This window comes from Nocardia sp. CA-084685 (genome assembly GCF_050955785.1).
Lineage (GTDB): Bacteria > Actinomycetota > Actinomycetes > Mycobacteriales > Mycobacteriaceae > Nocardia.
On record NZ_CP192094.1, the window covers coordinates 5,753,967 to 5,776,673 of the forward strand.

General features: G+C 64.6%; 19 protein-coding genes. 10 read left to right on the plus strand and 9 right to left on the minus strand.

Annotated elements, in window-relative coordinates; all coding sequences use genetic code 11:
- Window positions 1-6: 6 nt before the first annotated feature.
- A complete protein-coding gene (locus ACQP2U_RS25520; protein ID WP_433709811.1) occupies window positions 7-1,602 on the minus strand; it encodes a hypothetical protein in 1,596 nt (531 codons plus the stop codon).
- 15 nt (window positions 1,603-1,617) lie between these two features.
- Window positions 1,618-3,015 (minus strand): hypothetical protein, encoded by a 1,398-nt coding sequence (locus ACQP2U_RS25525; RefSeq protein ID WP_433709812.1) that lies wholly within the window; start codon window positions 3,013-3,015, stop codon window positions 1,618-1,620.
- Between the two features lie 327 nt (window positions 3,016-3,342).
- Between ACQP2U_RS25525 and ACQP2U_RS25530 the strand changes: the two genes are divergently transcribed.
- Window positions 3,343-3,771 carry a helix-turn-helix domain-containing protein gene (locus ACQP2U_RS25530; RefSeq protein ID WP_433709813.1) on the plus strand — a complete coding sequence of 143 codons (429 nt, stop codon included), beginning with the start codon at window positions 3,343-3,345 and terminating at the stop codon, window positions 3,769-3,771.
- A gap of 30 nt (window positions 3,772-3,801) precedes the next feature.
- Here the strand turns inward: ACQP2U_RS25530 and ACQP2U_RS25535 are convergent, their stop codons facing one another.
- The 4 genes from ACQP2U_RS25535 to ACQP2U_RS25550 form a co-directional block, all read right to left on the minus strand.
- Window positions 3,802-5,058 (minus strand): tryptophan 2,3-dioxygenase, encoded by a 1,257-nt coding sequence (locus ACQP2U_RS25535; RefSeq protein ID WP_433709814.1) that lies wholly within the window; start codon window positions 5,056-5,058, stop codon window positions 3,802-3,804.
- 10 nt (window positions 5,059-5,068) lie between these two features.
- Window positions 5,069-6,112, minus strand: coding sequence for an aminotransferase class V-fold PLP-dependent enzyme (locus ACQP2U_RS25540; RefSeq protein WP_433709815.1), 1,044 nt, complete (start codon window positions 6,110-6,112; stop codon window positions 5,069-5,071).
- A gap of 91 nt (window positions 6,113-6,203) precedes the next feature.
- The gene (locus ACQP2U_RS25545; protein ID WP_433709816.1) at window positions 6,204-6,677 is read right to left on the minus strand and encodes a tryptophan 2,3-dioxygenase family protein; all 474 of its coding nucleotides are present in this window, start codon (window positions 6,675-6,677) and stop codon (window positions 6,204-6,206) included.
- Window positions 6,678-6,694: 17 nt separating this feature from the next.
- Window positions 6,695-6,937, minus strand: coding sequence for a hypothetical protein (locus tag ACQP2U_RS25550; RefSeq protein WP_433709817.1), 243 nt, complete (start codon window positions 6,935-6,937; stop codon window positions 6,695-6,697).
- Between the two features lie 508 nt (window positions 6,938-7,445).
- On the opposite strand from ACQP2U_RS25550, the gene ACQP2U_RS25555 reads away from it, so the two are divergent.
- The 3 genes from ACQP2U_RS25555 to ACQP2U_RS25565 are packed head-to-tail and all read left to right on the plus strand — an operon-like array spanning window position 7,446 to window position 9,342.
- Window positions 7,446-7,664 carry a hypothetical protein gene (locus ACQP2U_RS25555; protein ID WP_433709818.1) on the plus strand — a complete coding sequence of 73 codons (219 nt, stop codon included), beginning with the start codon at window positions 7,446-7,448 and terminating at the stop codon, window positions 7,662-7,664.
- A 14-nt stretch (window positions 7,665-7,678) separates the two neighbouring features.
- The gene (locus tag ACQP2U_RS25560; protein WP_433709819.1) at window positions 7,679-8,182 is read left to right on the plus strand and encodes a hypothetical protein; all 504 of its coding nucleotides are present in this window, start codon (window positions 7,679-7,681) and stop codon (window positions 8,180-8,182) included.
- The gene (locus ACQP2U_RS25565) at window positions 8,179-9,342 is read left to right on the plus strand and encodes an MAB_1171c family putative transporter (RefSeq protein ID WP_433709820.1); all 1,164 of its coding nucleotides are present in this window, start codon (window positions 8,179-8,181) and stop codon (window positions 9,340-9,342) included. The genes ACQP2U_RS25560 and ACQP2U_RS25565 overlap by 4 nt, the downstream gene beginning before the upstream one ends.
- A 460-nt stretch (window positions 9,343-9,802) precedes the next feature.
- On the opposite strand, the gene ACQP2U_RS25570 is transcribed toward ACQP2U_RS25565, so the two are convergent.
- Window positions 9,803-10,300 carry a pyridoxamine 5'-phosphate oxidase family protein gene (locus ACQP2U_RS25570; RefSeq protein ID WP_433709821.1) on the minus strand — a complete coding sequence of 166 codons (498 nt, stop codon included), beginning with the start codon at window positions 10,298-10,300 and terminating at the stop codon, window positions 9,803-9,805.
- Window positions 10,301-10,430: 130 nt separating this feature from the next.
- On the opposite strand from ACQP2U_RS25570, the gene ACQP2U_RS25575 reads away from it, so the two are divergent.
- Window positions 10,431-11,081: an FAD-dependent monooxygenase gene (locus ACQP2U_RS25575; RefSeq protein WP_433709822.1), complete on the plus strand. Its 651-nt coding sequence runs from the start codon at window positions 10,431-10,433 to the stop codon at window positions 11,079-11,081.
- 92 nt (window positions 11,082-11,173) lie between these two features.
- On the opposite strand, the gene ACQP2U_RS25580 is transcribed toward ACQP2U_RS25575, so the two are convergent.
- Window positions 11,174-14,098 carry a helix-turn-helix transcriptional regulator gene (locus tag ACQP2U_RS25580; RefSeq protein WP_433709823.1) on the minus strand — a complete coding sequence of 975 codons (2,925 nt, stop codon included), beginning with the start codon at window positions 14,096-14,098 and terminating at the stop codon, window positions 11,174-11,176.
- Window positions 14,099-14,297: 199 nt separating this feature from the next.
- On the opposite strand from ACQP2U_RS25580, the gene ACQP2U_RS25585 reads away from it, so the two are divergent.
- The gene (locus ACQP2U_RS25585) at window positions 14,298-16,856 is read left to right on the plus strand and encodes a helix-turn-helix transcriptional regulator (RefSeq protein ID WP_433709824.1); all 2,559 of its coding nucleotides are present in this window, start codon (window positions 14,298-14,300) and stop codon (window positions 16,854-16,856) included.
- A 578-nt stretch (window positions 16,857-17,434) separates the two neighbouring features.
- Window positions 17,435-17,761 (plus strand): hypothetical protein, encoded by a 327-nt coding sequence (locus tag ACQP2U_RS25590; protein ID WP_433709825.1) that lies wholly within the window; start codon window positions 17,435-17,437, stop codon window positions 17,759-17,761.
- A gap of 173 nt (window positions 17,762-17,934) precedes the next feature.
- Here the strand turns inward: ACQP2U_RS25590 and ACQP2U_RS25595 are convergent, their stop codons facing one another.
- Entirely contained in the window at window positions 17,935-18,639 is a 705-nt protein-coding gene (locus ACQP2U_RS25595; RefSeq protein WP_433709826.1) for a TetR/AcrR family transcriptional regulator, read from the minus strand.
- Between the two features lie 176 nt (window positions 18,640-18,815).
- Between ACQP2U_RS25595 and ACQP2U_RS25600 the strand changes: the two genes are divergently transcribed.
- From ACQP2U_RS25600 to ACQP2U_RS25610, 3 genes are all read left to right on the plus strand, one after another.
- Complete coding sequence (locus ACQP2U_RS25600; RefSeq protein WP_433709827.1) at window positions 18,816-19,751, plus strand: alpha/beta fold hydrolase; 936 nt, start codon at window positions 18,816-18,818, stop codon at window positions 19,749-19,751.
- A 61-nt stretch (window positions 19,752-19,812) separates the two neighbouring features.
- A complete protein-coding gene (locus ACQP2U_RS25605; protein WP_433709828.1) occupies window positions 19,813-21,120 on the plus strand; it encodes a hypothetical protein in 1,308 nt (435 codons plus the stop codon).
- A gap of 105 nt (window positions 21,121-21,225) precedes the next feature.
- The gene (locus ACQP2U_RS25610; protein ID WP_433709829.1) at window positions 21,226-22,695 is read left to right on the plus strand and encodes an SDR family NAD(P)-dependent oxidoreductase; all 1,470 of its coding nucleotides are present in this window, start codon (window positions 21,226-21,228) and stop codon (window positions 22,693-22,695) included.
- The last annotated feature ends 12 nt before the right edge of the window (window positions 22,696-22,707 follow it).

Below are 22,707 nucleotides of genomic sequence, written 5' to 3' on the forward strand. Positions count from 1 at the left end.
CACCGCCTACCCCGGCCGAGAGGCCGCGTCGACCAGCACCGCATGCAGTATTTTCGCTTGAACGCCCGCATCGCTACCGCGCTGCACTACCTCGGCGAACGCGGCGCCGAAGGCTCGACTCACGTCGAATCCGCCTGGGGCCGTGGCATCCCCGGTCAACTCGGCACGCCAGTGCTGGTAACCGTGCACCACCTCGGCGAGTGTGCGGTGTCGTCCCGGCTCCCGACGCAGATACTCCGCGAGCAGGACGCGCTGCGCCTGCCTGCGCGCGAGACCGCCACCGATGCCATCGAGCGCCCGGCCGAACTCACCTAACGTGGCCTCGTAGATACCCAGCTCGGCACCGGTTTCCGCGGTTTCGGTACCCTCCATCGGCTGCTGCGCGGTCCGCTGGTCGAGAGTGATCGAGGCAGCCGCGCCCCGGGAGTCGTGCGGTTCGGAACTCCACCGCACCATGCCCGATTCGGCGCCGAGTTCCGCCACCGCGACGACATCCAGGGCGATCACCGGGTAGTCGGTAAGCACCCGGTCCACCGCGGCAACGAACTCCCGCACCGCCGACACCTGCAGGCCGGGCGTATCGAATCCGGCCACACGCACGTCGTGGTGATCGGCCAACGTCCGCGCCAGCCATCCGATCATGGGATCGGAAACCGGTCGCCCGCCGGAATCGCGCCGATCACGCCCGCGCTGCTGTTCGTCGGTGGGCTTGGTCGATCGCGGCGGGGAACCGTACCGGGGGCTCGAGGGACTCGGCTGGGCACCCGCGGACGAGCCGGGTGTCCGGGGCTGTTGCCCGGTCCACGGAGTGTCTCGCCGCCCCACATCGGCCGAAGGCCGCGGTCCGGACGCCGTGCCCGGGAACCGGGCTGCCTTCCGCGTGGCGGCCGGGGGCAACGCCCGGGAAGACGGGGGCAACACTGGGGAGGACGGGGGCAACACGGACGAGGGCCGCCGACCGGAGTCGCCGACACGGTCGCCGGATTTGGCACTGTCCTCTCGGCCTGCCCGATCCGACCCCTGGCCTGTCCGATCCGCAGGATTCGGGCGCCGCGGACCATCCTGCGGCGTGGACCGCCCCGAGGAAGCGTCCGGCGACCGCGGACCACCGGGCGCGGATCGTTCGGTGGGCTGCGCCCGGTCCGTGGAATACGGCTGACCTGCCGCTGCCGGAGATGTCGCCGCGGGGTCGGATGTCACAGGTGAGTGTGTGCCAGCCAGTGCAGGCATGCCGCCGGGGCCGTCCCACCGCTGCGGCGCCGGCTCCATGGTGTTCGGGTCCACGTCCCCAGCTGTGGCGCCTACCCGGTCGGCAAGATAGGCGTCTTGCGCCTCGAATTGGCGTGCGGCGTCGATGATTCCGGCGGCCGTGCCGTGCAGGCTCTGCTCCATTGCCCGCACATCGGCCAGCAACTGATCGGCGTGCGGTGTGAACTCCTTGGCGAATGCGAGGCCGATATCGTCGTCGCCCCAGCTGCCTTCGGACTGCGCCACGCAATCGCGCAAGCCCGCATAGGTCTGCCCCACCCGGTCACCGAGTTCGGCCAGCCTCGCTCCACGATGTCGCAGACTGTCCGGATCCAACCGAACTTCATCGTTCATGTCCCACCCCGTCGGTCAGACTCGGCCGCTGCTGCGCATTCGGAACCGTCGCTCGAAATCGGCGACGAACACCGACAGCGGCACCGAAGAGGTGGAGCGCTCCACCACGCCATCATCAGCGACATAGAAAACCGCACGGTCCAAAGCCATTTCACCGTCCGGCACCGGCGAACGCACCAACCAGCCCACGCTGATCCGATCGGCCCGCAACCTCGACAGCGAGTAACCGGCGGTGTCGTAACCGCGCTGGCGAACGTGATCCCGTACCAGATCGAGCGCATCCGCTTCGCGGATCCCAGCAACGCGATCGGCAACCAGATCCGCGAGCATCAACTGGAAGAGTCCACCGGCGATGTCGACTCCCTCGCCATCGCCGACGACCTGCACCAACGCCTCGCGAGTCACCGCGCCCGCCTGCGCCGCCAAAACCAACGGTTCAGCGGCTTCCGGACTTGCACCCGACCGCTCACCCAGCAGGCTGCCGATAACTCCCGCAACCGTCGAGACCGTCCACGCCGCAGGCAGCGCCGGCGCGCACTCCGGTATCGGAGCCGATTCGCCCCCGTACCATCGACCGTCCTCCCACCAGTAACAAAACGACAGCAATCCGGTTACCGCACGCGGATTGAGCACCGGGTCCGCCACCCAGTCCGGTGCTCCCGCAAACAATTTCGGCATCGCGCCGCTCCCGTTGTACGCGGCCTCCAAGACAGGCGCATCCCACACCCCACCCGACAGCACCGCCCGGTCACCCGGCAGCAGAGCCAAGGTCGAGCCGCTGCGTCCCGCACTTTCGAAGATGCCCACCGATGGTCCGATCCGCGGGCCCCGCCTCGATCCGACCGCCACGAAGACCGCGGCCAGCACCGCCCACCGGGCCCACAACACCGCCAGCTCCGGTAACTCGCCAGCTACGGCCACCGCCCGAACACCGGCGCGCCGGTCCGCCCGCATCCCCTCCACGGCAGCCTGGGGCGGCCTCGACTGGCGTTCACCGCGCCCGATGTAAGCCGCCAACCACACTGGCAACCGACCGCGCGGATACCGTTCCAGGTCAGCCAGATAGGCATCCGGAGTAAACAACTGCTCGCCAGGGAATGGCTCCTGCGCACCTTGATCCGCGACGACCTCGACACCGTCCGCGTCGATGCGCACCAGCAACCGCCACCACGGCCCACCTTCCGAACCCGCAGACAGCCGCCGATGCCGACGCACCATGTCCCACACCGCATCCGACACCTGGTACCGGATCGACCGGCTGCCATCGTCGACCCTCAATAGCGCCGATTCGGCGACCACGGTCATCGCGAACCACGCCTCCAGCCGTTGCCACCCGGGCAGGACAAGCCGGCGCAGCTCGTCCGCGATCCGATCAGCCAACACCGCGAGATCCTCACCTCCGGAACTGGTCACCGCACCCTCCACGGGTTCTGCTCGCCCGGCACTCCGCTTCGTGGGCGAGGTCAGCGTTCAACTGCGCCATCTCCTCGGCGAGCTGGTGCGACTCCGGTGTCAACGTGCGCAACTCATCGGGATCGACCCACAACGGTGGACCCACCTGATCTCCCTTCGGAACCTCTGCCCGCGCGTGGCGCCAGTCGTGTCAACATGAGTGACGACGAGGCACCCATTATCTTCACATCAGTTGATAATCGTGATTGCAACATGCCCGGCGTTGTCTGTCAACGGTCGTCAAGCGATAATGGCTCGTAACCATTTCAGTTGACGGGAAGGCGATCGGTGGACGAAACAGCCTCAACGTTGGCGTCGAGATTGACCCATCTGTTCGACGTCGTGCGCAGGCCCGACGGTCGCGAGTTCAGCAACGAGGAGGTCGCCACCGCAATCGCGCGCCACCAGGGGGTGAAGTTGTCGGGCTCGTATGTCTGGTACCTGCGTACCGGTCAGCGAGACAATCCGACCTTTCGGCACTTGAGCGCGCTGGCTCGATTCTTCGGTGTTCCCCCTGCGTACTTCTTCGACGACGAGACCAGTCGCGAAGTCGACGCCGAACTCGGTCTGCTGACTGCCATGCGGGACGCAGGTGTGCGTGATGTGGCGCTGCGGGCAGCGGGCCTTTCTGCCGAAAGTTTGGCAGCGGTCACCGACGTGATCAACCGTTTTCGCCGATTGGAGCGACTGCCCGCAGGCTCACCCGACGACCAATAACACGCGAAGAACTCCGACCCAGCCAGGGTGTCAGACCACAATCGGGTTGTCGGGAGCCACGTTGCTGACGGGCTCGACGGTAGTGAAAACCGGAGTCGTGCGCGAGGCCGCCAAGTATGGGGTGCCCTCGGTATATCCAGTGCCACTGGCACCGCCGAGCATGCGCACTGCGAGTCGATAATGAGTAGTGCGCCAGCGGAGCAGAGCGGCCGAGAAGCTTGCCATCACCTCTGCTAACCGCTCCAGTTCGGATCCGGCGATGTCGCCCGAGCGCCTCGCACCGGCGTAGGCATCGTCGAGCGTGCATTCCTGACCGGCGAGAACCCGGCCGCGCACCTCAGGCACCGAGTGGTACGCGGGTGAGTCGACACGCTCGGCGTCCGGGCGCCGACACAGCGACTCGACGAGCTTGTAGCTTCGCGACTGGATCGCGCTGGCGCCCTCGGTAAACTGACGAAACGTCCTGAAGGACTCGACCTGCATCGTGGCAAGCATCGAGAACAGCGGTGCCGCCTCGCGCAATGCAGTCGTCGAGTTGCTGATGAAGTAGACCGCTCGGCTCACTTCGCCGGCCGCCAGTGCCGCCACGGCACCGCGCAGATGCATGGCCAGCAGGGTGAAGGTTGTTTCGAAGGTCTGCAGCACCCGAATAAACAGGTACTCGTCGTGCATGGTGTAGACGGGAAGGATGCTCAGCTCCACCACACGCCGCTCCGCGAAGGACATATCGGCGTGCACGAGTGCGCTGACTTGCTGCGCCCGGTTGACTGCCCTGTCATCGGTCAATCCGCGGTCCAGTGCCAATCGCGCTAACGCTGGCTGGATCGCACGCAATCCATGCCGAATCCGCTTGTCGACCATATCGCGTGGCGGACGCATTGTCGGCAGCACCGTGGTCCGCCCCTGCATCGCGGCTAGTTCGAAGGCTAGAACATCCGCGAGAAGTTGCACTGTGCGCCGATCACACCGAGACTGCGCGAAAAGCGCCAGCTCTATCGGGTCATCGATGACGGGCAGCTCGAGCAGCCGCAGGGCCAGGTAAGTCGGATAATCATATCGGTTGTCCAGTTTATCCAGCGCACTGTCCAGAAATGCGGATAGGACTCGCACCGGTGGCCAAGGACCACCGAGCCGCGGCAGTATCGCGCGGGCCTGGTCGAGCAGTTCCAACGTATCGGTGGGCACGAAGTGCTTGCCGACACTGTGATACCGGCGAAGGACTGCATCGTAGGGAAATTGTTCGGCGGCCGGCGCACGTAGCCACGACATGAGTTCAGCGGTGGACATCAGAGCCTTTCTATCTATGCAAATATTCAGACGTACGTCGGATGTCGTGCAGCGCTGCGCATAGGGCGATGATGTCCTCGACATTGCTGTAGTAGTGAAAAGAAACCCGTGCCACGTCGTGACGTGGGCTGACCGCGATGTCATATCCGGCCAGTTGCCGACCGAGTTCGGCGGGGTCGGCGTCGATAATTCCGATATGCGCGCCACGATGCTCGAGCGGGACGGCGCGTACATGCTCACCTTGTGCCCTCAATTGCGCGCGAGCCAGTTCGCCCAGGTGTCGCACGTGATCGCGAACAAGTGTGAGATCCAGCTCACCGATAAGTTGCAGTCCTGCTACGGCCGCATAGCATGCAGGCACGGCCGGTGTACCGGTTTCGAATCGAGTCGCCGATGCCGGGTAATCCAATTGCACGGGGTTGAAAGCATGCGGGTCGACTCGCCCGAACCAGCCTGTCAAAGTCGGCATGTGGTCGACATATTCGGGCGCACGGGCGTAGAGGAAAGCGAGGCCGGGCAAGCCGAGTAAATACTTCGACGTACCCGCAACAAGGAAATCGCAGCCGAGGCTTCCGACGTCCACGGGATCCACACCAACCGCCTGATAGGCATCAACGAAGACTTCGGCGCCGGCCGCATGCGCGGCGTGGGTGACTTCGACGACCGGCAGCCGGATCGCGTGCTGATAACTGATCAAAGGCACCGAAACCAAGCGGGTTGTTCGGTCGATGAGTGCTGTGAAACTATCTTCGGTATGACCGGCGTCGACAACCTCGGCGCCGCACTGCCTCTGGGCCCGCCAGACATGGGCAATAGACGGAAATTCGACTGTTGTGGTGACGATACGAGGGCGAGTTCGCCAGCTCCGCGTAGCGGCGACTTGGAAGGCGCCGATCGATGCGTTGGGAACTACCGCCACTTGGTCGACCCGCGCGCCGATCAGTGCCGCAAACCGATTTCGCGCCACACTGATCTGGTTCTCGAATGCCTCCCAAGCTGCGCCGCCACGAGTCATCTCCGCCAGCATCCGAGCCACGGCGCGGTCGAGTTCCACGGAACGAGCCCCAAGGCTGCACGTAGCCAGATGTACTGTGCGTTGCAACATCGGAAAGTGAGATCGGAATGTCTCAGGAGACATCGGCCGACTACTCATCTCCGACTTCCCGGGTAGGTTCGGCATTCGGCTGCGCCATCGGCCCGGTCTCGGTAAGGAGACTTCTGATTTCCCACAGTTCGGGAAAGAACCTGTGCGAGATCAGTTTGGTCAGCATTGCGACCGGCGTGCCCTGTGTGCCGGTCGCTTGATGTCCGATCAACCGTGCGGTGATCTTGAAGTGCCGGACCCGCCACAAAGATACCCGCTCGTCCCATTCAATCAGCGCCTCGGCCAGGCGATGTATCTCGGAATGCTGTTCGTTCCGATACACTTCGACAAGGTCGATGCACCGATTCTGCACGAACGTGGTGAAAGATTTCCCGATAGTCCGACTATCCCGCCGCACCGAAAGCCAGCCCGGCGAATCCGATCCCGAACCGTGGCCGAGAATGGTACGGATAATTTGGAAGTCCCACGGGGACAGATGGCGCATCATCTCCAACTGGTCGGTGATAATCCCCATTGCCAGCGATGCTCGGGTCAACAATGCGATTGCGCTGTTCGATCGGCATTATCGATATCCTCGGCCGCCTTGCATAACTCGGCGCAGGCCAGCTTGAGCCACAACTCGGTCGACTGATGGACGATTTGGAAAAGTAACTCGTCACGGTGCACGCTCTCGTCGGGGCGGCGCTGCAAATCTAGCAGTCGATCGGTACGCATGTAACGGGCATAGTCATTATCGCCCTCGCCACTCAATATCTGCTGGGAGTAATCCTTCATCGCAACACCTCGATGCGAAACACTGTCTCGATGCGTCGCCGACAAGGCTGAATTCCAGCTGTTGTTTTCCAGCCGATCGAGCCTAGCTTGTTGTCACCGGAAATCTGGGTAGCCATATCGACCCATAACGGTTGACCCACATGATCTCCTTCGGAACTCCCGTCCGCGCGTGATGCCAACCGCACGTACGTCGACCGTCACCGGCGATACCGCACTGCAGTCGGCCCCACCGGCCGCGGTGCCGGGACTGTGTTGTATTCGGTGGACGGCCAGGGTCGTGGCCTCCTCGCGAGGACCCGCCGACGATCGGCCTCCAGCGGCTCCTGCCCACTGCCGGTCTTCTCGCCACGACATAACGGGTCTGCCAGCATGTCAACATGTGTGACTAATGGACCTAAATTTTCTTCATACCAGTTGATGAGGCTGATTATTGCCACGGCTGGCACGTCCTGTCAACGGTCGTCAAGGGATAATGGATTGCAACCATTCCAGTTGACGGAGGGCATCGGTGGACGAGGCAGCCTCAACGTTGGCGTCGAGATCGACCCATCTGTTCGACGTCGTGCGCAGGCCCGACGGTCGCGAGTTCGGCAACGAGGAGATCGCCACCGCAATCGTGCGCAACCGGGGAGTGACGCTGTCGGGCTCGTATGTCTGGTATTCCGACGTGATCAACTGTTTCGAGCGCTGGAAGCGACTGCCCGGCGGTCCGTCCAGCGCCCGGTAGACGTGGAGACTGCCATGTGGACTACAGATTTGCGCAAGCACTGCGAAAGGCGCATCGATGTACTCGGGCTACCGGTTCGTTTCGGTATCGACGAGGTGCGCGAGGGTCTGGCGAGACATGTGGGCAGACGGATCGAACTGATCCCGATGGCCTTGCCGCCCGCCAGTCCACTCGGATTGCTGATCACCGACGAGCACGGGCATTCGGTCATCTACGAGGAGTCCGCCAGTCCGATTCACCGCCAGCAGATCATCTTCCACGAATTCGCGCATCTGCTCTTCGGTCACACCGGTCAGCCGATCGGCGATGATCGACGGTACTGCATGTTCGTGCACATCGCCCAGGAGATCCAAGGACAGGTTCTCGCCAGATCCTGCGGATCGACCGAGCAGGAGACCGAGGCGGAGATGACGGCCACGCTGCTGCTGCGGCGTGCGCACCGGTCGAGCCAACCGGTCACCGTCGCTGCCGATCCGGCGATCGCCGACATAGTCCGCCGCTTGGATAATTCACTGTGACCCCCGACCCGATACTCCTGATCTTGCTCACGGCATTCGCTTGCGGCGCCGTGCTGGCCATCAAGGCTCGCGACATCATGCGGGACTCGGACAACGGGATGCACCGTGCGAGTGCCCTTTTCGTGGGCGCGATCCTGGCAACCATGATGATCTGGCTCGAATCCGATGCCATCGACCAGCACACCCATATCCAGACACTGGGCATCCTGCTCAGTGACGTCGCGGCTATGCTCGCGGTGTGCGCGAGCCAGATATGGTTCGTGTACCTCACGACCCCGATCGAGATCGCGCGCCGCAGGTCACCGCTGTGCTACGCGGGATTCGCTATTGTCGTCGTCGCGATCGTCGCGCTGTTCGCCGCATTCCCGCCGTCGTCCGCGAACGATGCCCGGTATCGGTATCTGTTCATCTGCTACGTCGGTGTCAGCGCCGTGGCGGCGGTCGTGTTCGGGTTCCGCTATGCCGCGCTCACCGCGAAGCCGTGGCTACGCATCGGATTCCGGGTCATCGCATTGGGCGGCGTCGCCGTGATCGCGCGCCTGGTCTTCCTCGGCTATGTGCTCGTCGCCGCCGATCTCGGCCACCCACCCCGGCCGATATACGCCACCGTCGACGGGCTACTCACCGTGACCGGCCTACTCACCGTGATCACCGGTTTGGCACTGCCCTCGGGAGGTGAGTTTCTGGAGGCGCTGCTGCACGCTTACCGATGTCACCGAGCTGACCGACAACTCAGTGCGCTGAGCCGGCACCTGACATCGGCCACCGGCACGACGAGCGCTGTGCCCCTGCCCGCCGGTCGCGAATGGAATCCTATGCGGGACGCTGAATTTCGGCTCTGTCGGCGAATCGTCGACATTCGGGACGCGCAACTGGCGTTGCGCGGGTATGCCGATCCACGGGCGCGGCAACGCGCCGCCGAGCGGTCCGACGCGCTCGGCTTGCCGGACAATGAGCGTGGCCCGATGATCGAGGCGGCCGTCATCGCCGCCGCGATCCAGGCGAAGCGGGCAGGCATACCGCCTCGGCACAACACGACGATGACCCTGTCCGCTGAACATGGTGGCGCTGACACGCTGCTCGACGAAGCCAGATGGCTCGGACGTGTCAGCCTGGCCCTGCGATCTTCCGAGATCGTACGTCACAACGCTGAGGTCTAACTGCCACGACAGCGACCGCGACCAACCCACCTTCGCGTCGAATCGTATTGAAGCACTTCTTGATTCGGCCACATCCACGACACAGAACGGACCGCTGGCGGAGCCGGTCGAGACGTTGTTACCGGCCTGTCCGAATCTGCGGATAGGGCGGCAGCCCAACGCCTGGCTGCCGGCTTCGATAGCCCGAGCATCGTCGACGTCGAAACCGGGCCGAACGCTCGCACTAAACCCTTGGCTGCCGCGTCGCGCCCGTGGCCGTCCGGGGTGCGCATCATCGCGATGTCGGATCGGACTCCCTCGAGCCCGACGGGGCGATCCACCGCGCTGCCCTCGACTGTCGCCTCGCCTTCCAGCTCCAGTCCGAGTGCGACGAAGAACGCCGTAGCAGCCGCGAGGTCGTCGACGACGATGGCGATGTTGTCCGGGGCCGGCCGCCGGATTCGGCGGCGCGTGTGCGTGTTCAGGCGCGCTGGCGCTTCTTCTGTTGTTGCATGAGCTCCTCGATGGCGGTGGGCAGGGTTGTCTCGAAGTCGATCAGCTTGGCCCAGGTCGGCTTCACCACGATCCGGACCATGCCGTCGTAGAGCGACTTCACGCCTTCCTCCCACTCGGCCCGTTGCTCGGGCGTCATCTCGTAAGTGCCGTTCCACTGGAGGTACTCGTCCGGGAGGCCATCGACTACATCCAGCTCCGCCCGGCCGCGGATGAGCAGAACCTTCGGCGGGTGCGACTCGGTGTCGATCGTCAGCGCGACCGCGGGATTGCGGCGCAACGCCGGGAGTTTCCGCGCGTTCGTCGCGGTGCACATGACGATTTCCGAGCCGTTCCAGACAATTCCGATCGGGATCGACCGCGGGGTGCCGTCCAGCCCGATGAAGGCCAGCCTGGCCAGGTCACGGGCCAGCAGTTCCTGACTGAGTGGGCGGTTCAGTACCTCATCGATGGCGTGCTGGTCCATGGTTCGAGCTCCTCAGTTGTAGTAGCGGCGGGCGCTGGACCCGACGCTGGTGCTGTCGGTTCCGTAGAAACGACGAGGGAGCCACCCGAAATTCATCGGTCCAGCCCCCGAGTTGCGGACTCGGGTGCTGGTGGACTCCAGTGGATCCGGCGCAGGGCTGCGTGAGTTCGTCGGCTCTGAACACGACGACAACCGCTATCACCACGTCCTGCGGATGAGCACGATTCCGATGACGGACAGTATCGCCGCACGCAACCGGCTCTACTTCGATTCCCGCGGCTGGTTCGCCTACTTCTACCCAGTCAGTGCCGAGCGGGCCAGGGTGTTCGTCGGAGTTCCCCGGGAACTGGAGAGGCCGGTGTTCGACGAACACGGCATCGATCTGAAAGGGCGGCTCAGTACCTTCGTCACCCAGAGCGACGACGCCATCGCGCTGTTGGACGAGGACCGGTTCACGCCCGCACCAGTGGCGGTTTTCACCAGCAAGCCCTACCACCGCGACAACGTCATTCTCCTGGGCAGCGTGGTGTTCTCTCCCCATCCGATGACCGGCCAGGGAATGAGCTACACCCTGGAAGACGCGACCGTGTTGGCGCAGATCCTTGCCCGGGCCTACGATGGCCGCGGCAACCTGGAGCCGCTGCTCCAGCAGCAGTACCAGGTCCGCCGCTCGGTACACAACGACTTGGTGGAGTACGGCGACGCTCTCGCTCGCTCCTACCATGACCGCGCCGCCTACCTGTCCGCGTTCCACACCTCCCGGCACGGTGGCGACGGATGACGAGTGATCACTTCGCATCATCGCCGCCGCGTGGCGTCGATGCCGTCGAGTCATTCGACCTGGTGAGATCCGCTGTCTGGCCCACTGGCCGGTCAGGTTTGGCGGTGGTCTTGCTGACCTGCGACCAGGGCGGCGAGTTCGGCTCGGGAGGAGACGCCCAGCTTGGCGAACAGGCGGGTGAGGTGGGCTTCGATGGTCTTTTCGCTGACGTAGAGGTCTTCGGAGATCTGGCGGTTGGTTCTGCCCAGGACGATGCGGTTGACGATCTCGGTCTGCCGCTCGGTGAGATCGCCGAATCCGACGTTGGTCGCACGGGATCGGCTTCGGCGACCGGACGCGTGTCGCTCGCCCACTCGGCGCAGCGCCAGGCGCGCCTGTTCGGCCAGACGCGCAGCGTTCTGGCTCTCGAAGATCATGAGCGCGCTGTCGAATTCGCGTCTGGCGGCCGGCTTCCCGCCCAGTTCGGCGAGGGCATGACCGAGCAACAGACGCGCCCGGGCGACTTCGAGCGAGCATCCGCTGCGTTGGTACTCGGCGACCGCTTGCTCGGCATGGTGTGCGGCAGCACGGATCTCGCCTCGCGCGAGCAGCACGCGGGCGCGGGTACTGCGGGTGTGGCCGATTCGCATAGGCAGAAACGGCGATGCGTCGGCGATGAGCTCGATCTGACGACTCGCGTGCTCCGCGGCGTCGATCCGTCCGAGTGCCAGTTCGGCCTCGACGAGATACGGATGGAATTGCGGGATCAATGACGGGTAGATCTCGAATTGGCCCCCGGCGCCCAGGATCAGCCGACGGCCACGTCGATACCGACCGGCCTGGATCAGGACCATGCCGTATATCAGCGGTGGGTAGTAGGAGTAGCGGCCTCTGGGCAGTTCTTCGGTGATGCGGACCGCGCACGCACCGGCGGTGAACGCTTGATCCGTGTGGCCAAGCAGGGACAAGATCCAGCAGCGTGTCGATTCGGCCATCGCCACCATCGGTGGGTTATCCAGCATCAGCGCTACCTCAACGGCCTCGTCGGCTATCGTGAGCCCGCGCTCGAGCTGCCCCTGCATCAGCAGAGCCAATCCCTGCAAATGCAGGAAGTCGACCAGACGTCTGCCATGGCCGGTTCGGCGGCAGAGCCGGATTCCCCGAGTCGTGTACTCGACGGTCATCGTGAACCGCTCCAGGGAAATCGCGGCAATCACCACATCGGCCAGTCCGTCGATCAACGCGAGTGGTATTTCGGCGTCGGTGAGGGTGTCGAGGGTGCGCACGGCTTCGTCGAGGTCGGAGCCCGCTTCCCGCAGGGTGTCGCCGAGCTGCGTCGTCTTCAGGAACGCGCTTGCCGCGGTACCCAGGAAGTCCAGGTGTCGGTCGCCTCGCTTGCGCGCTGATTGCCGCACCTTCGCCGAGACGGCCACAGCCTCGGACCAGTCCCGCATCAGCAGGTCGGTTTTGGCGAGTCCCAGTTCGAGCGCGGCGGCCGCCACACTGTCGGGTGGGACGAGAGTGAGCGCTGTCGTCAACAGATGCCGCCCCTCGACGGCGTTGCCGAGCCCCTGTTCGATCACGGCGAGCATGGCCATCATGCGGGCGCGTTCACCGGGATCGACGGGCGCGGTCAGTTCCAGAGTCCGGCTCAGCACTTCTCGGCTCTCCCGAAGCCGACCGCAGGCATTCAACACCTCGGCCAGCGACATCGACAGGGCGAGTCGGCGATCGACGGATTCCTCGTTCGGCAGCAGACGCAAGGCTGCCTGGAACCACCGGGCCGCAGCGACGGGAGCTCGCTGCGAGGCAGCTTTCCCAGCGTCGACGAGTACCGTGATGGCCTCTTCGTCTCCTGCCTCGCCGCAGTGTTCGAGGTGGTGCGCTCGGATCGACAGGGCGGTGTCGCGGTTCGCGAGCGCCTTCGCTGCCCGCTTGTGCGCATTTCTGCGCCAGCCATATCCGCTTCGTTCGTAGACCGCACGTCGAATCAAGGGGTGGCGGAAGGCCAATCGCCCGGGGGTTTCCGTTTCGTAGATCAACCCGCTCGCGACCAGCTCGTCCGTTGTCTGGAGCATTTCGGTTTCGACCAGTTCGGCGATATCGCTCGCCAGCTCGAGATCGAATGGCTCGCCCGCTACCGCCGCGGCCTGCAGCAGGTTGCGTGCACGCGGGGACAGGGCCTGTATTTCCTGTTCCAGAACATCATGAACGATCGTGGGAATACCGTACGAATCACTGATGCCGGTCCGGGGCCCGCCGAGGCGAATTCGCGCACGCGAAACTTCCTGTAAATAGAATGGATTTCCACCACACTCGCGATAAAAGTCGGACAGGTCGGCCGTGTCGACACTGTCCGACAGCAGTTCGGCGGCTTCGGCAATCGACAATGGCCCGAGTTCGAGTGATGACATGGTGTTGTCGTACACGGCTCGAGCCAGCGCTGCCGCGTGGGCAGAGGAAAGCTGTCGGGAACGGTGTGCCAGCATCAACGCACATCGCGGCACGGGGTTTCGCAGCAGGTGTGCGATCACCTCGAGCGAGGCGTGGTCGACCCAGTGGATGTCGTCGAGTACCAACAACAGTGGACGCTGAGCCGCGAGCCGTTGCAGCGCCATCCGGACACTGCGGTGACAGCGGTGCCGGTCTATTTGGGTGGATCGGGTCGGTGACCCGCTCCATCGGTGCAGGGATGGGAGAATTCGACTCAGTTCCGACAGGCATTCCTCGCCGAGCGCCTTCAGGCTCGTTCGGGACAGTGAGCCGAGCGGTTCGTCGAATGCGTCGATCACGACGGCGTAGGGAAATTCTCGCTCCAGTTCGGTGCCTCGGCCCTCCAGCACCTGGAAACCCTGGGCGAGTGCTTCTTGGCGGATTTCCTGGAGGAGGCGAGTCTTGCCGATACCCGGCTCTCCGGTCACGGCGATCGCGGATGTTCGTCCTTTCCGCGCGGCAGTGAGGACCCGGGCCAGTTCGCGCATCTCCTCGACCCGGCCGACCAGCGGCCGGGCCACTCCACCCGCCGAGACCCCTGACATGTCACCTCCCAGGCACTGACAGCCGGGTTTCGCGGGGTATTAGCGAAAACTCCGGGCTGCATCCTAGCCAGCTTCACCATCGGTGTCTTGTCGACTGCGGAGCACTGACTCGCAGCGATAAGCGGCGGCGATTTCGCGCCGACAGGTGGCGCTGACGACGGGGATTCAGCCCAGGGTGCGGGGCCTATAATCGTGTGATATGGATGTCAGGCGCCGGGAAGGTGTAGGCAGCCTACCCGCTGTTACCTACAGCTTTATCGGTCGAGACCGCGAGCTGGAGAAGATCAGCACCCTACTGCTGGGCCCGGCCCGGTTGATCACCCTCACCGGTCCGGGTGGCATCGGGAAGACTCGTCTGGCCGTCGAAGCGTTGCGCCGTTGCGGTAGCACCGAAGCCAGGAAAACACGAGCGTACTGGGTGCGATTGGCTCGATTGACTCCGGATTCGGATTCGACCGCGGTCGCGGAAGAAGTCGCCCATGCGGTGATCAAGGCGGATTTCTCCGGGCGATCGGCGTGGGACGCCTTGGTCGACACCCTCACCCCGACCGACACCGCCGGACGTGCCCCGCACTCTGTGCTGGTGCTCGACAACTGCGAGCACGTACTCTCCGGTGTCGGGCCCCTGATCGCCGACCTCATCGAGGCGGTACCGGGGCTGAGCATCGTGGCCACCAGCCGAGAACCCATCGGCTGGATCGACGAACACCTGGTCACCGTTCCGCCGCTATCGCAGCGCGAGGCCCTTGCCCTATTTCGGCAACGCGCCGAACTCACCGAACATCCCGTCACCGGTAAAGACCAGACCACCACCGCCGCCGAGATCTGCCGCCACGTCCATCACCATCCCCTCTACATCCAGTTGGCGGCCGCACGCCTGCTTCGCCAACCGATGGCCGCCATTCTGCACGGGCTCACCGGCCACGCTGATGACACTCGACTGAGTTGGTCGCATGGCCCCCGCGTGGGCGTCGACCCGCGCCATCGAGGAGTCGTCGACGTCATCTCCTGGTCCTACGAGCTGTGCAGCGACAAGGAACGTCTGCTCTTCGACCGCCTGTCGGTGTTCGCCGCCGGCTACGACACCAATCCCGACGACACCGCAGAGGCTGCACCGGATGTGGGTGCCGAACTGGACGCCATCGAGACAATCTGCTGCGACGACGAATCCAGCGATACCCAAGTGACCCTGACCCGGCCGGAAATCGAGGGCCTGCTCGAGCGGCTTGTCGATCAATCATTGGTCACGACGCACAGGACGGCGACCGCGGTGCGGTATTCACTAGTGGAGAGCCTGCGGGTATTCGCCCAGCAGCGACTGCGCCAGCGCTCCACCGCCGCGGTGGACGAACCCACCCGCTTGGCCCTGCGGCACTGCCGCTACTACCACGACAGGATCGCCTACGCCGCAGCCAACTGGTTCGATCCCGAAGGGCAAGCCCTAGTGGACTGGGCCCGGACGGTCTGGGCCAACACCCTCACCGCGATCGAAACCAGCATCACCACCCCGGGCCGAGCCGGAGACGGTCTGGAGATCTGTCTCGGGCTGATCACCCTGCAGGTGTGCTTCACGAGCGGCTCGGTACGAGAAATACGCCAATGGACTCTGCGCTGCCTCGAGGCCACCCGGTCAGCAACCCCGCAACCCATCGAACTCCAGATCGGGGCCATGGCCACCGTCGCATGGCTCGCCACGCTCCAAGGCACCCATGAGGATGCCGAACAGCTGCTCGATGACTGCGTTTCCGCCTGCATACCCGACCCAGACATCAGGCGGAACTGGCGAGACACCGCCGAGACCGACATCGGGCTGCCCGCTCCAGTCGAATTCGCTTGGGGGGCCGAGCTGATATTCGCGCGCCGTGACGCCCGCGCCATTACCGTCCTGAGCCGAGCCCAGGCTAAATTCGAGGCCTACGGCGACCGCGGCGCGGCCTCGATGAACGAGCTTTTCACTGCTCTGGCCGCGGGCATGCTGGGAACCGCGCAGCAAGCCCACGAGATCACGCGGCGTTACCTCGATCGCGCGACCATCTCCGGAATTCCATGGGAAATTGCTTGCGCTGAACTCACCAGGTCAACAGCCTTGACCCGACACGGCAACCCCACCGAAGCACTGGCCCTCGAACGATCCTCGCTGGCATATCACCTCGCCACCAACGAGAAATGGGCCGCGGTGTGGTTGGTGCAGTACCGGACCTGGTCATTGGCGCAGATCATCACCGACTCGATGGTCGCCGGAAGACCCGACCGCAAGAAACTGATTGCCCTGGCCACCGAAATCGCCCACTTGGCCGGCGGCGCCACAACCCTACGAGCCAAGCTCGGCATCGACTTCAAGGCGTCGGGGCCTCTCCTCGACGAATCCGAAAAAGCTATCGCTGTCGCCCGCCGGGTACTGGGGCCCGACGCCTACGCTGCGGCCGAAGCCCGAGGAATGCTTCTGCGTCCGGAACGAAGCGAAGTGCAACGGCTGGCACTGGGCACACTGACTATCGATACTCCGGCGGACACGGCCGCCACATCGCACTGGTACGAATTGACTCGGACCGAACAACAGGTCGCGATCCTGGCCGCGGCCGGGTGGACCAACAACGATATTGCCTTCCGCCGTGGAAAGTCGTCCCGAACTGTCGACGCCCAAATCGCCGCGATTTTCAATAAACTGGCCATTACTTCACGTGCGGACATATCCGAGCACATCCCCAGTAGATTTACCGACCAGGTCCGAGGCGAAACCGCCCGACGGCCGCGCTGACAGCGGCGACTGTCTGAAAGACCGGCGGATCTGATCTCGGTCCGAGCTACCCCGATACTGGTGGTCAGCGAACTCGCCCCATCAACATATCGGCGAGGACGATGAACCCGTCACGGACGTACGCGATCAGCTCGTCCGGCTAATGGCGTGTGGTGTCGTTCCCGGAGGCCATGTCGGTGAAGGTGTGTTCGACGTCGATGCCGTCGAGTTGGCGGACGGACGGCGTTCTGAATGACCCGGCTCCCCCGACATATCCGCATTCTTCGAGTTCAGCCGCCCGCCCACACCCAGTGGTGCTTGCGTTCACGAGCCCCGCTGATGCCTTTCCATAGGTATAGCCCACGTCCATTACCGATGCGGGGGCCTGTACCTACCGCCATGCTGGTTGCCGTGCAGAAGACGAAGGTCCGGTGACGCCGTCGTAAGACCTTCAACCACACGATCTTGCGAACGGCCGAGCTCGACTTCATTACCGAGTCGACGGCGAACAGGCGCGTATCCCGCCCTGCGATGACAAATCCATCCGGCTGACCGAAGTGTGACTCTCGTGGCCGACCGACCGGAAACCGAATCATCCCATGACAACTGCGCTACTACCTCTTGCATACGGATACTTGCGCGACGATCTGCTCCGTGACCGCGACCGGAATTCGAGCGAAGCCAGACTGCGCGACACTGCCAGGTCACTCGGCTACGAGCTGGGCGCCGTGTTCTGCGAGCCCCCACCGCAGAACGCGACACTGCCCCCGGCATTCGTCGATCTCGTCCAGGAATGCCGGCGAGCGGAGGCACACGCAGTGATAACGCTGCGCGGACACATGTCGGATATGTCGGTGAGCCGGATGGTTCTGCTGGCGGTCCTCGAAGTGCGAGCCGGCGCCGCAGTGCACGAAGTCGATTTGTGAACGCGTCCGCGGCGAGGTAGCGGAAGTCCTACCCATGAGCTGCCTTGCAGGGTCGACAGCAGCCGCCGCGCCCCGCGTCCGATCATCGACTCTGGTCGATCGCAGCTGGCACCAACGCTGATCGCCACTCATCAGGTCAAGAGCGGTCGAACTACATCCCGGCATAATGCGGACTAGCCGGTCGGCCGCTGGGCCTGGTTGGCGGCCGCGAGCGAGGTGAAGATCGGGATATCCGGATCGGCCGAGATGCCTTGTCGGCGCAGGAACCCATCGATCAGACCCCAGACGAATTCGATTGCCTGCTCGACGAATTCGGCGGTGTGGTCGAGGCGGCGCGAATCCGCGTCACCCAGCCACAGGTCGGTGATCGCCACGACGACGCCGACGACCGCGCGGGCCAGATAGTCGATGCTGGTGGTCTCGATCGGGATGGATTCGGCGATCTCACGCGCCTGCCTGGCGACGCGGGTCGCGGCTGCGCGGCCGAGGTCGAATTGCGCTGCCGAACCGTCCGCCTGCTGGGTGACGGACGCCTGGCCGAGAAAGCGAAAAACATTGGGATGCTGGAGAATACTGTCGGCATAACCGGTGAGCACGCGGCGCAGCGCGACCCGGGGCGGTTGCAGCATCAGCGTCAGATCATTGCCCGCACCGGCCGCGACCGATCCAGCCATCCGGTCGCCGATTTCGGTGTAGAGATCCGCCTTGTCGGCGAACTGGCGATACAGGCGCGGTTTGGTGATTCCGGCCTCGCGGGCGATGTCTTCCATGCTCGGGCGCGGACCGTCCCGGTCGATCACCCGAATGGCGGCGTCGACGATCTCCTCGCGGGTGAGCGTCCGCGGCGCTGATCTGGCAGATCTGTCCGAACTGGCCATGGTCGGGAGCATACACGTACCGGCGGTACGCCCAGTTGAGCGCCGATTACACCGAATTGTGGGTGACCTACCTCATAGTCCGTGGCGGTTTCGTCCCATTGATTCGGGCAATGCGTACTGTCAGTATCGGATCATGTACCGGCGGTACAGCCCAGAGCATCGATCGAGGCAAGCAGATGACCGAACAGCTCGACTCCCCCGACCCGACCGGCGTCCAACGTCCACACCGGCGGTCGACGGTGCCCGGGGCGAATGGTGAACTGGCCGTCTTCGAATGGGGCGAGCGCGGGGCCGAACCGCTCATCTTGGTGCACGGCCTGTCCGATACCCATCTGGTCTGGTCCGCGGTGGCGACGTTGCTGGCCGACGGCTTCCGAGTCATCGCCTATGACGTGCGCGGACACGGTGCATCGGCGAAACCCGCTGTGCCGCAGGATTATCGCCTCGAGCAATTGGCCGATGATTTCTTCGCGCTGATCGATGCGGTCAGCCCGAAGCGGCCGGTGCACGTCTGCGGACACGGCTGGGGTGCGGTGCAGGTGTGGGAGGCGGTCTGCGATCCTCGTGCCAATACCCGGATCGCCTCGTTCACCGCCGTCGCGGGTCCGAATCTCGATCATGTCGGCATGACGCTGCGCGAATTGGCGGGCCAACCGCGCCGAGCGCTGGAACTGATCGCCGACCGGAAATTCTGGCGACACGGGGTCGGAACAGCCCAGACGGCGGCGCGACGGATCGCATATCCGCCGCGGGTACGCACCTGGTTGATAGAACGGCTCGGCGGCGTGGCCCGTGCGTATGCGCCGATCGCCTCGACCTGGCGCGCGGATCTGACCGCGGGTACACGGATCGCCGTAGCCAATCTCGCGCATCATCTGCTGTGGCCGCGTGAGCGCACCACCGCGGTGCCGGTGCAGCTGGTAGTGGACACCACCGATGTGCTGGTACCGCCATTCCTTTACTACGGCAGCGCACGGTGGGTGGATCGGTTGTGGCGCTGCCCGATTCCGGCCGATCACTGGTTGCCGGTGACCGAGCCGCTGCTCGTGGCCGAGGCCATCGCGAACTTCGTCGAGGATCTCCGCGCCGCGAACGCCAGCATCCAGCAGTGATCGCGTAGGTCCCGCCAACGCTGGGTGGTCGGGAAATCGAACGGGGTGGTACTTTGCGCGCATGACCGGACCGGGGGAACAACAGAATCAGCCCAACGACGCATGGTGGGCGCAGCAACAGCCGCAGCAGGGACCGCAGTATTCACAATCGGACCCGACAATGGTCGGGCAACCGGGTTATCAGCTGCCGTCGCAGCCGGCGGTTCCGGTCGTGGGACCGCAAGGCGATGCCGGACCGCAGAGCCCAGCGGAGCAGCAACCCGCTGATCCGACGATGGTGCGGCAGCCATTCGATCAGCCGGGGACCGCGCCCGCCGGATCGGGGACCGGATATCCGCAACCGGGATACCAACAGTCCTCACCCGGATATCCGCAGCCGGGGACACCGCAGGGCGCGCCCGGATTCCAGCAGAGTGGGGCCCCGCAAGTCACGCCCCCCGGCCACCCGTCGGGATCCGGATATCAGCAACCGGCTTATCACCAGTCCTCGCCTGGATATCCGCAGCCGGGAACGTCGCAGGCGGCGCCCGGATACCCGCAAGCCGGATCACCACAAGCCGCATCCGGATACCCGCAAGCCGGGTTCCAGCAACCCGGATTCGAGCAGCCCGCGTCCGGATTCCCGCAGGGTGCACCGGGTTTCCAACAGCCCGGATACCAGCAACCCGCACCCGGATATCAACAGCCGCCCAAATCCGGTGGCAAAGGCTGGCTTTGGGCGCTCGGCGCGGTCGTCGTCACCTCCGCGGTATGGGCGGGCGCGATGTTCGCGATCGGCGCGTTCGATGCGGGCAAGGCCGATATCAGCAAAGATGCCGATCTGCGCGGCTACAAGTATGTCGCCAATCTGTGCGACCTCACCGACACCTCGCCCTACACCAGCGCGGGCTTCACGCTGTCGAAGACCGATTCTTCGGGCAAGACTTATCCGAAGCACGAGGGCTCCAAGCACGCCGCGGTCGATTCGATGGGTTGCGATGTTCGCTTCACTCCGTCGGGCTCGACGGAGAAGTACGACTACGCCGCCATCTACACCAGCGCGCAGGTGCACAAGCAGACCAATCCGGGACCGGAATTCACCGCGTCGTATGAGACCTGGACCCAGAGCGAATACGGCAAGGGCGCGAAGGTCGACAAGATCACCGGGCTGGGCGACGAGGCGTATGTGATCACCGGCGAGCACAAGTCCGACGATCCGACGGCCGATGTCTCACTCGCCATGCGCGACGGCTGGACCACCTACCACATCAGCTGGTCGCAGTATTCGTCCAGTTCGTCGAAGTCCCCGGGCAAGATCCTCAGCGCGTCCGAGGTCACCGATCTGCTGAAAAAGACGGCCACCTCGACCATGAGCAAGCTGCGCAAATAGGTGGCATCCGGTCGGTGCGGGACCGCCCGCGCCGACCGGTCCGCCTTCGAATGCGACAATGACTGGGTCAACCTCCCAGTTCACGAAGGATAAACCCGCATTCCGATGGTCGAGAACACCGCGTCGACATCTACCGCACCAGCGCCGAGCGGCACCGCCATCGACTCCGATGAGCTGGCGATCTGCCTGCGGGTGCTGGAGCAGGCCGGACAGTTGGATAAGGACGATCCGGCGTCAGTCGCGGTGCAGCGTGCCGTCGGCCATATGTTCAAGAAGTTGAAGCAGCGCAAGCGAACCGAGGCCAGGGATGCGGTCGCCGAGGCGGACCGGGCGGTGGTCGCGGCGACCGCGACCGGGTCACCGAATCGGATCGATGACGAAACCGCGGGCATCCCGCTGACTTCGAATGCGGCGGGCGCGAGCGCGGGCACGCTGATCCGGCCGCGGCCCTGCTATATCTGCAAACAGCGCTATACCCGGGTCGACGCGTTCTACCACCAGCTGTGTCCGGACTGCGCGGCCAGCAGCCACGCAAAACGGGACGCCCGTACCGATCTCACCGGACGGCGGGCCCTGCTCACCGGCGGTCGCGCCAAGATCGGCATGTACATCGCGCTGCGACTACTGCGCGACGGTGCGCACACCACCATCACCACCCGCTTCCCGAACGATGCGATCCGCCGCTTCGCCGCCATGGACGACAGCGCCGACTGGCTGCACCGACTGCGTATCGTCGGTATCGATCTGCGGGATCCCGCCCAGGTCGTCGCGCTCGCCGATGATGTCGCGGCGCAGGGACCGCTGGATATCCTGATCAACAATGCCGCCCAGACCGTGCGGCGCTCCCCCGGCGCATACAGCGCGCTGGTCGAGGCCGAATCCGATCCGCTACCCGCGGGTGCGCGACCGGATGTGGTGACCTTCGGCAAGACCATGCAGCCGCATCCCACCGCACTCACCGCATCCCTCACGCCAACGCTGTCCTCGGCCGATGTTGCGGAACTGGCTTTGGTCGCGGGATCGGCCACGCCGGAACGTATTTCGCGCGGTATCGCCATCGATGCCGGTGGTCTGGTGCCGGATCTGGCGCACACCAATAGTTGGGTGCAGACGGTCACCGAGGTGGATCCGACCGAACTGCTCGAGGTCCAACTGTGCAATTCGGTGGCGCCGTTCATTCTGGTTTCGCGGCTGCGCCCGGCGATGGCCGCCGCCGGGGCTCGCCGCAAGTACGTCGTGAACGTCTCTGCCATGGAGGGCCAGTTCTCCCGCGCGTACAAGGGTGCGGGCCATCCCCACACGAATATGGCGAAGGCCGCGCTGAATATGTTGACCCGCACCAGCGCCCGCGAAATGTTCGAACAAGACGCCATCCTCATGACCGCCGTCGACACCGGTTGGATCACCGACGAACGCCCGCACTACACCAAGCTCCGCCTCGCCGAAGAGGGCTTCCATGCGCCCCTGGATCTGGTGGACGGCGCCGCCCGCGTCTACGACCCCATCGTCCAAGGCGAAACCGGCACCGACCTCTACGGCTGCTTCCTCAAGGATTACCAACCCGCGCCCTGGTAATCGGCGCAGGGC

What these genes read in the sequence shown, in the direction of transcription:
- ACQP2U_RS25520 (WP_433709811.1), bottom strand. Translation starts at nt 1,602, where the DNA reads ATGAACGATGAAGTTCGGTTGGATCCGGACAGTCTGCGACATCGTGGA.
- ACQP2U_RS25590 (WP_433709825.1), top strand. Translation starts at nt 17,435, where the DNA reads ATGACAACTGCGCTACTACCTCTTGCATACGGATACTTGCGCGACGAT.
- ACQP2U_RS25605 (WP_433709828.1), top strand. Translation starts at nt 19,813, where the DNA reads ATGACCGGACCGGGGGAACAACAGAATCAGCCCAACGACGCATGGTGG.
- ACQP2U_RS25535 (WP_433709814.1), bottom strand. Translation starts at nt 5,058, where the DNA reads ATGTCCACCGCTGAACTCATGTCGTGGCTACGTGCGCCGGCCGCCGAA.
- ACQP2U_RS25585 (WP_433709824.1), top strand. Translation starts at nt 14,298, where the DNA reads ATGGATGTCAGGCGCCGGGAAGGTGTAGGCAGCCTACCCGCTGTTACC.
- ACQP2U_RS25610 (WP_433709829.1), top strand. Translation starts at nt 21,226, where the DNA reads ATGGTCGAGAACACCGCGTCGACATCTACCGCACCAGCGCCGAGCGGC.
- ACQP2U_RS25550 (WP_433709817.1), bottom strand. Translation starts at nt 6,937, where the DNA reads ATGAAGGATTACTCCCAGCAGATATTGAGTGGCGAGGGCGATAATGAC.
- ACQP2U_RS25545 (WP_433709816.1), bottom strand. Translation starts at nt 6,677, where the DNA reads ATGGGGATTATCACCGACCAGTTGGAGATGATGCGCCATCTGTCCCCG.
- ACQP2U_RS25560 (WP_433709819.1), top strand. Translation starts at nt 7,679, where the DNA reads ATGTGGACTACAGATTTGCGCAAGCACTGCGAAAGGCGCATCGATGTA.
- ACQP2U_RS25570 (WP_433709821.1), bottom strand. Translation starts at nt 10,300, where the DNA reads ATGGACCAGCACGCCATCGATGAGGTACTGAACCGCCCACTCAGTCAG.
- ACQP2U_RS25595 (WP_433709826.1), bottom strand. Translation starts at nt 18,639, where the DNA reads ATGGCCAGTTCGGACAGATCTGCCAGATCAGCGCCGCGGACGCTCACC.
- ACQP2U_RS25580 (WP_433709823.1), bottom strand. Translation starts at nt 14,098, where the DNA reads ATGTCAGGGGTCTCGGCGGGTGGAGTGGCCCGGCCGCTGGTCGGCCGG.
- ACQP2U_RS25600 (WP_433709827.1), top strand. Translation starts at nt 18,816, where the DNA reads ATGACCGAACAGCTCGACTCCCCCGACCCGACCGGCGTCCAACGTCCA.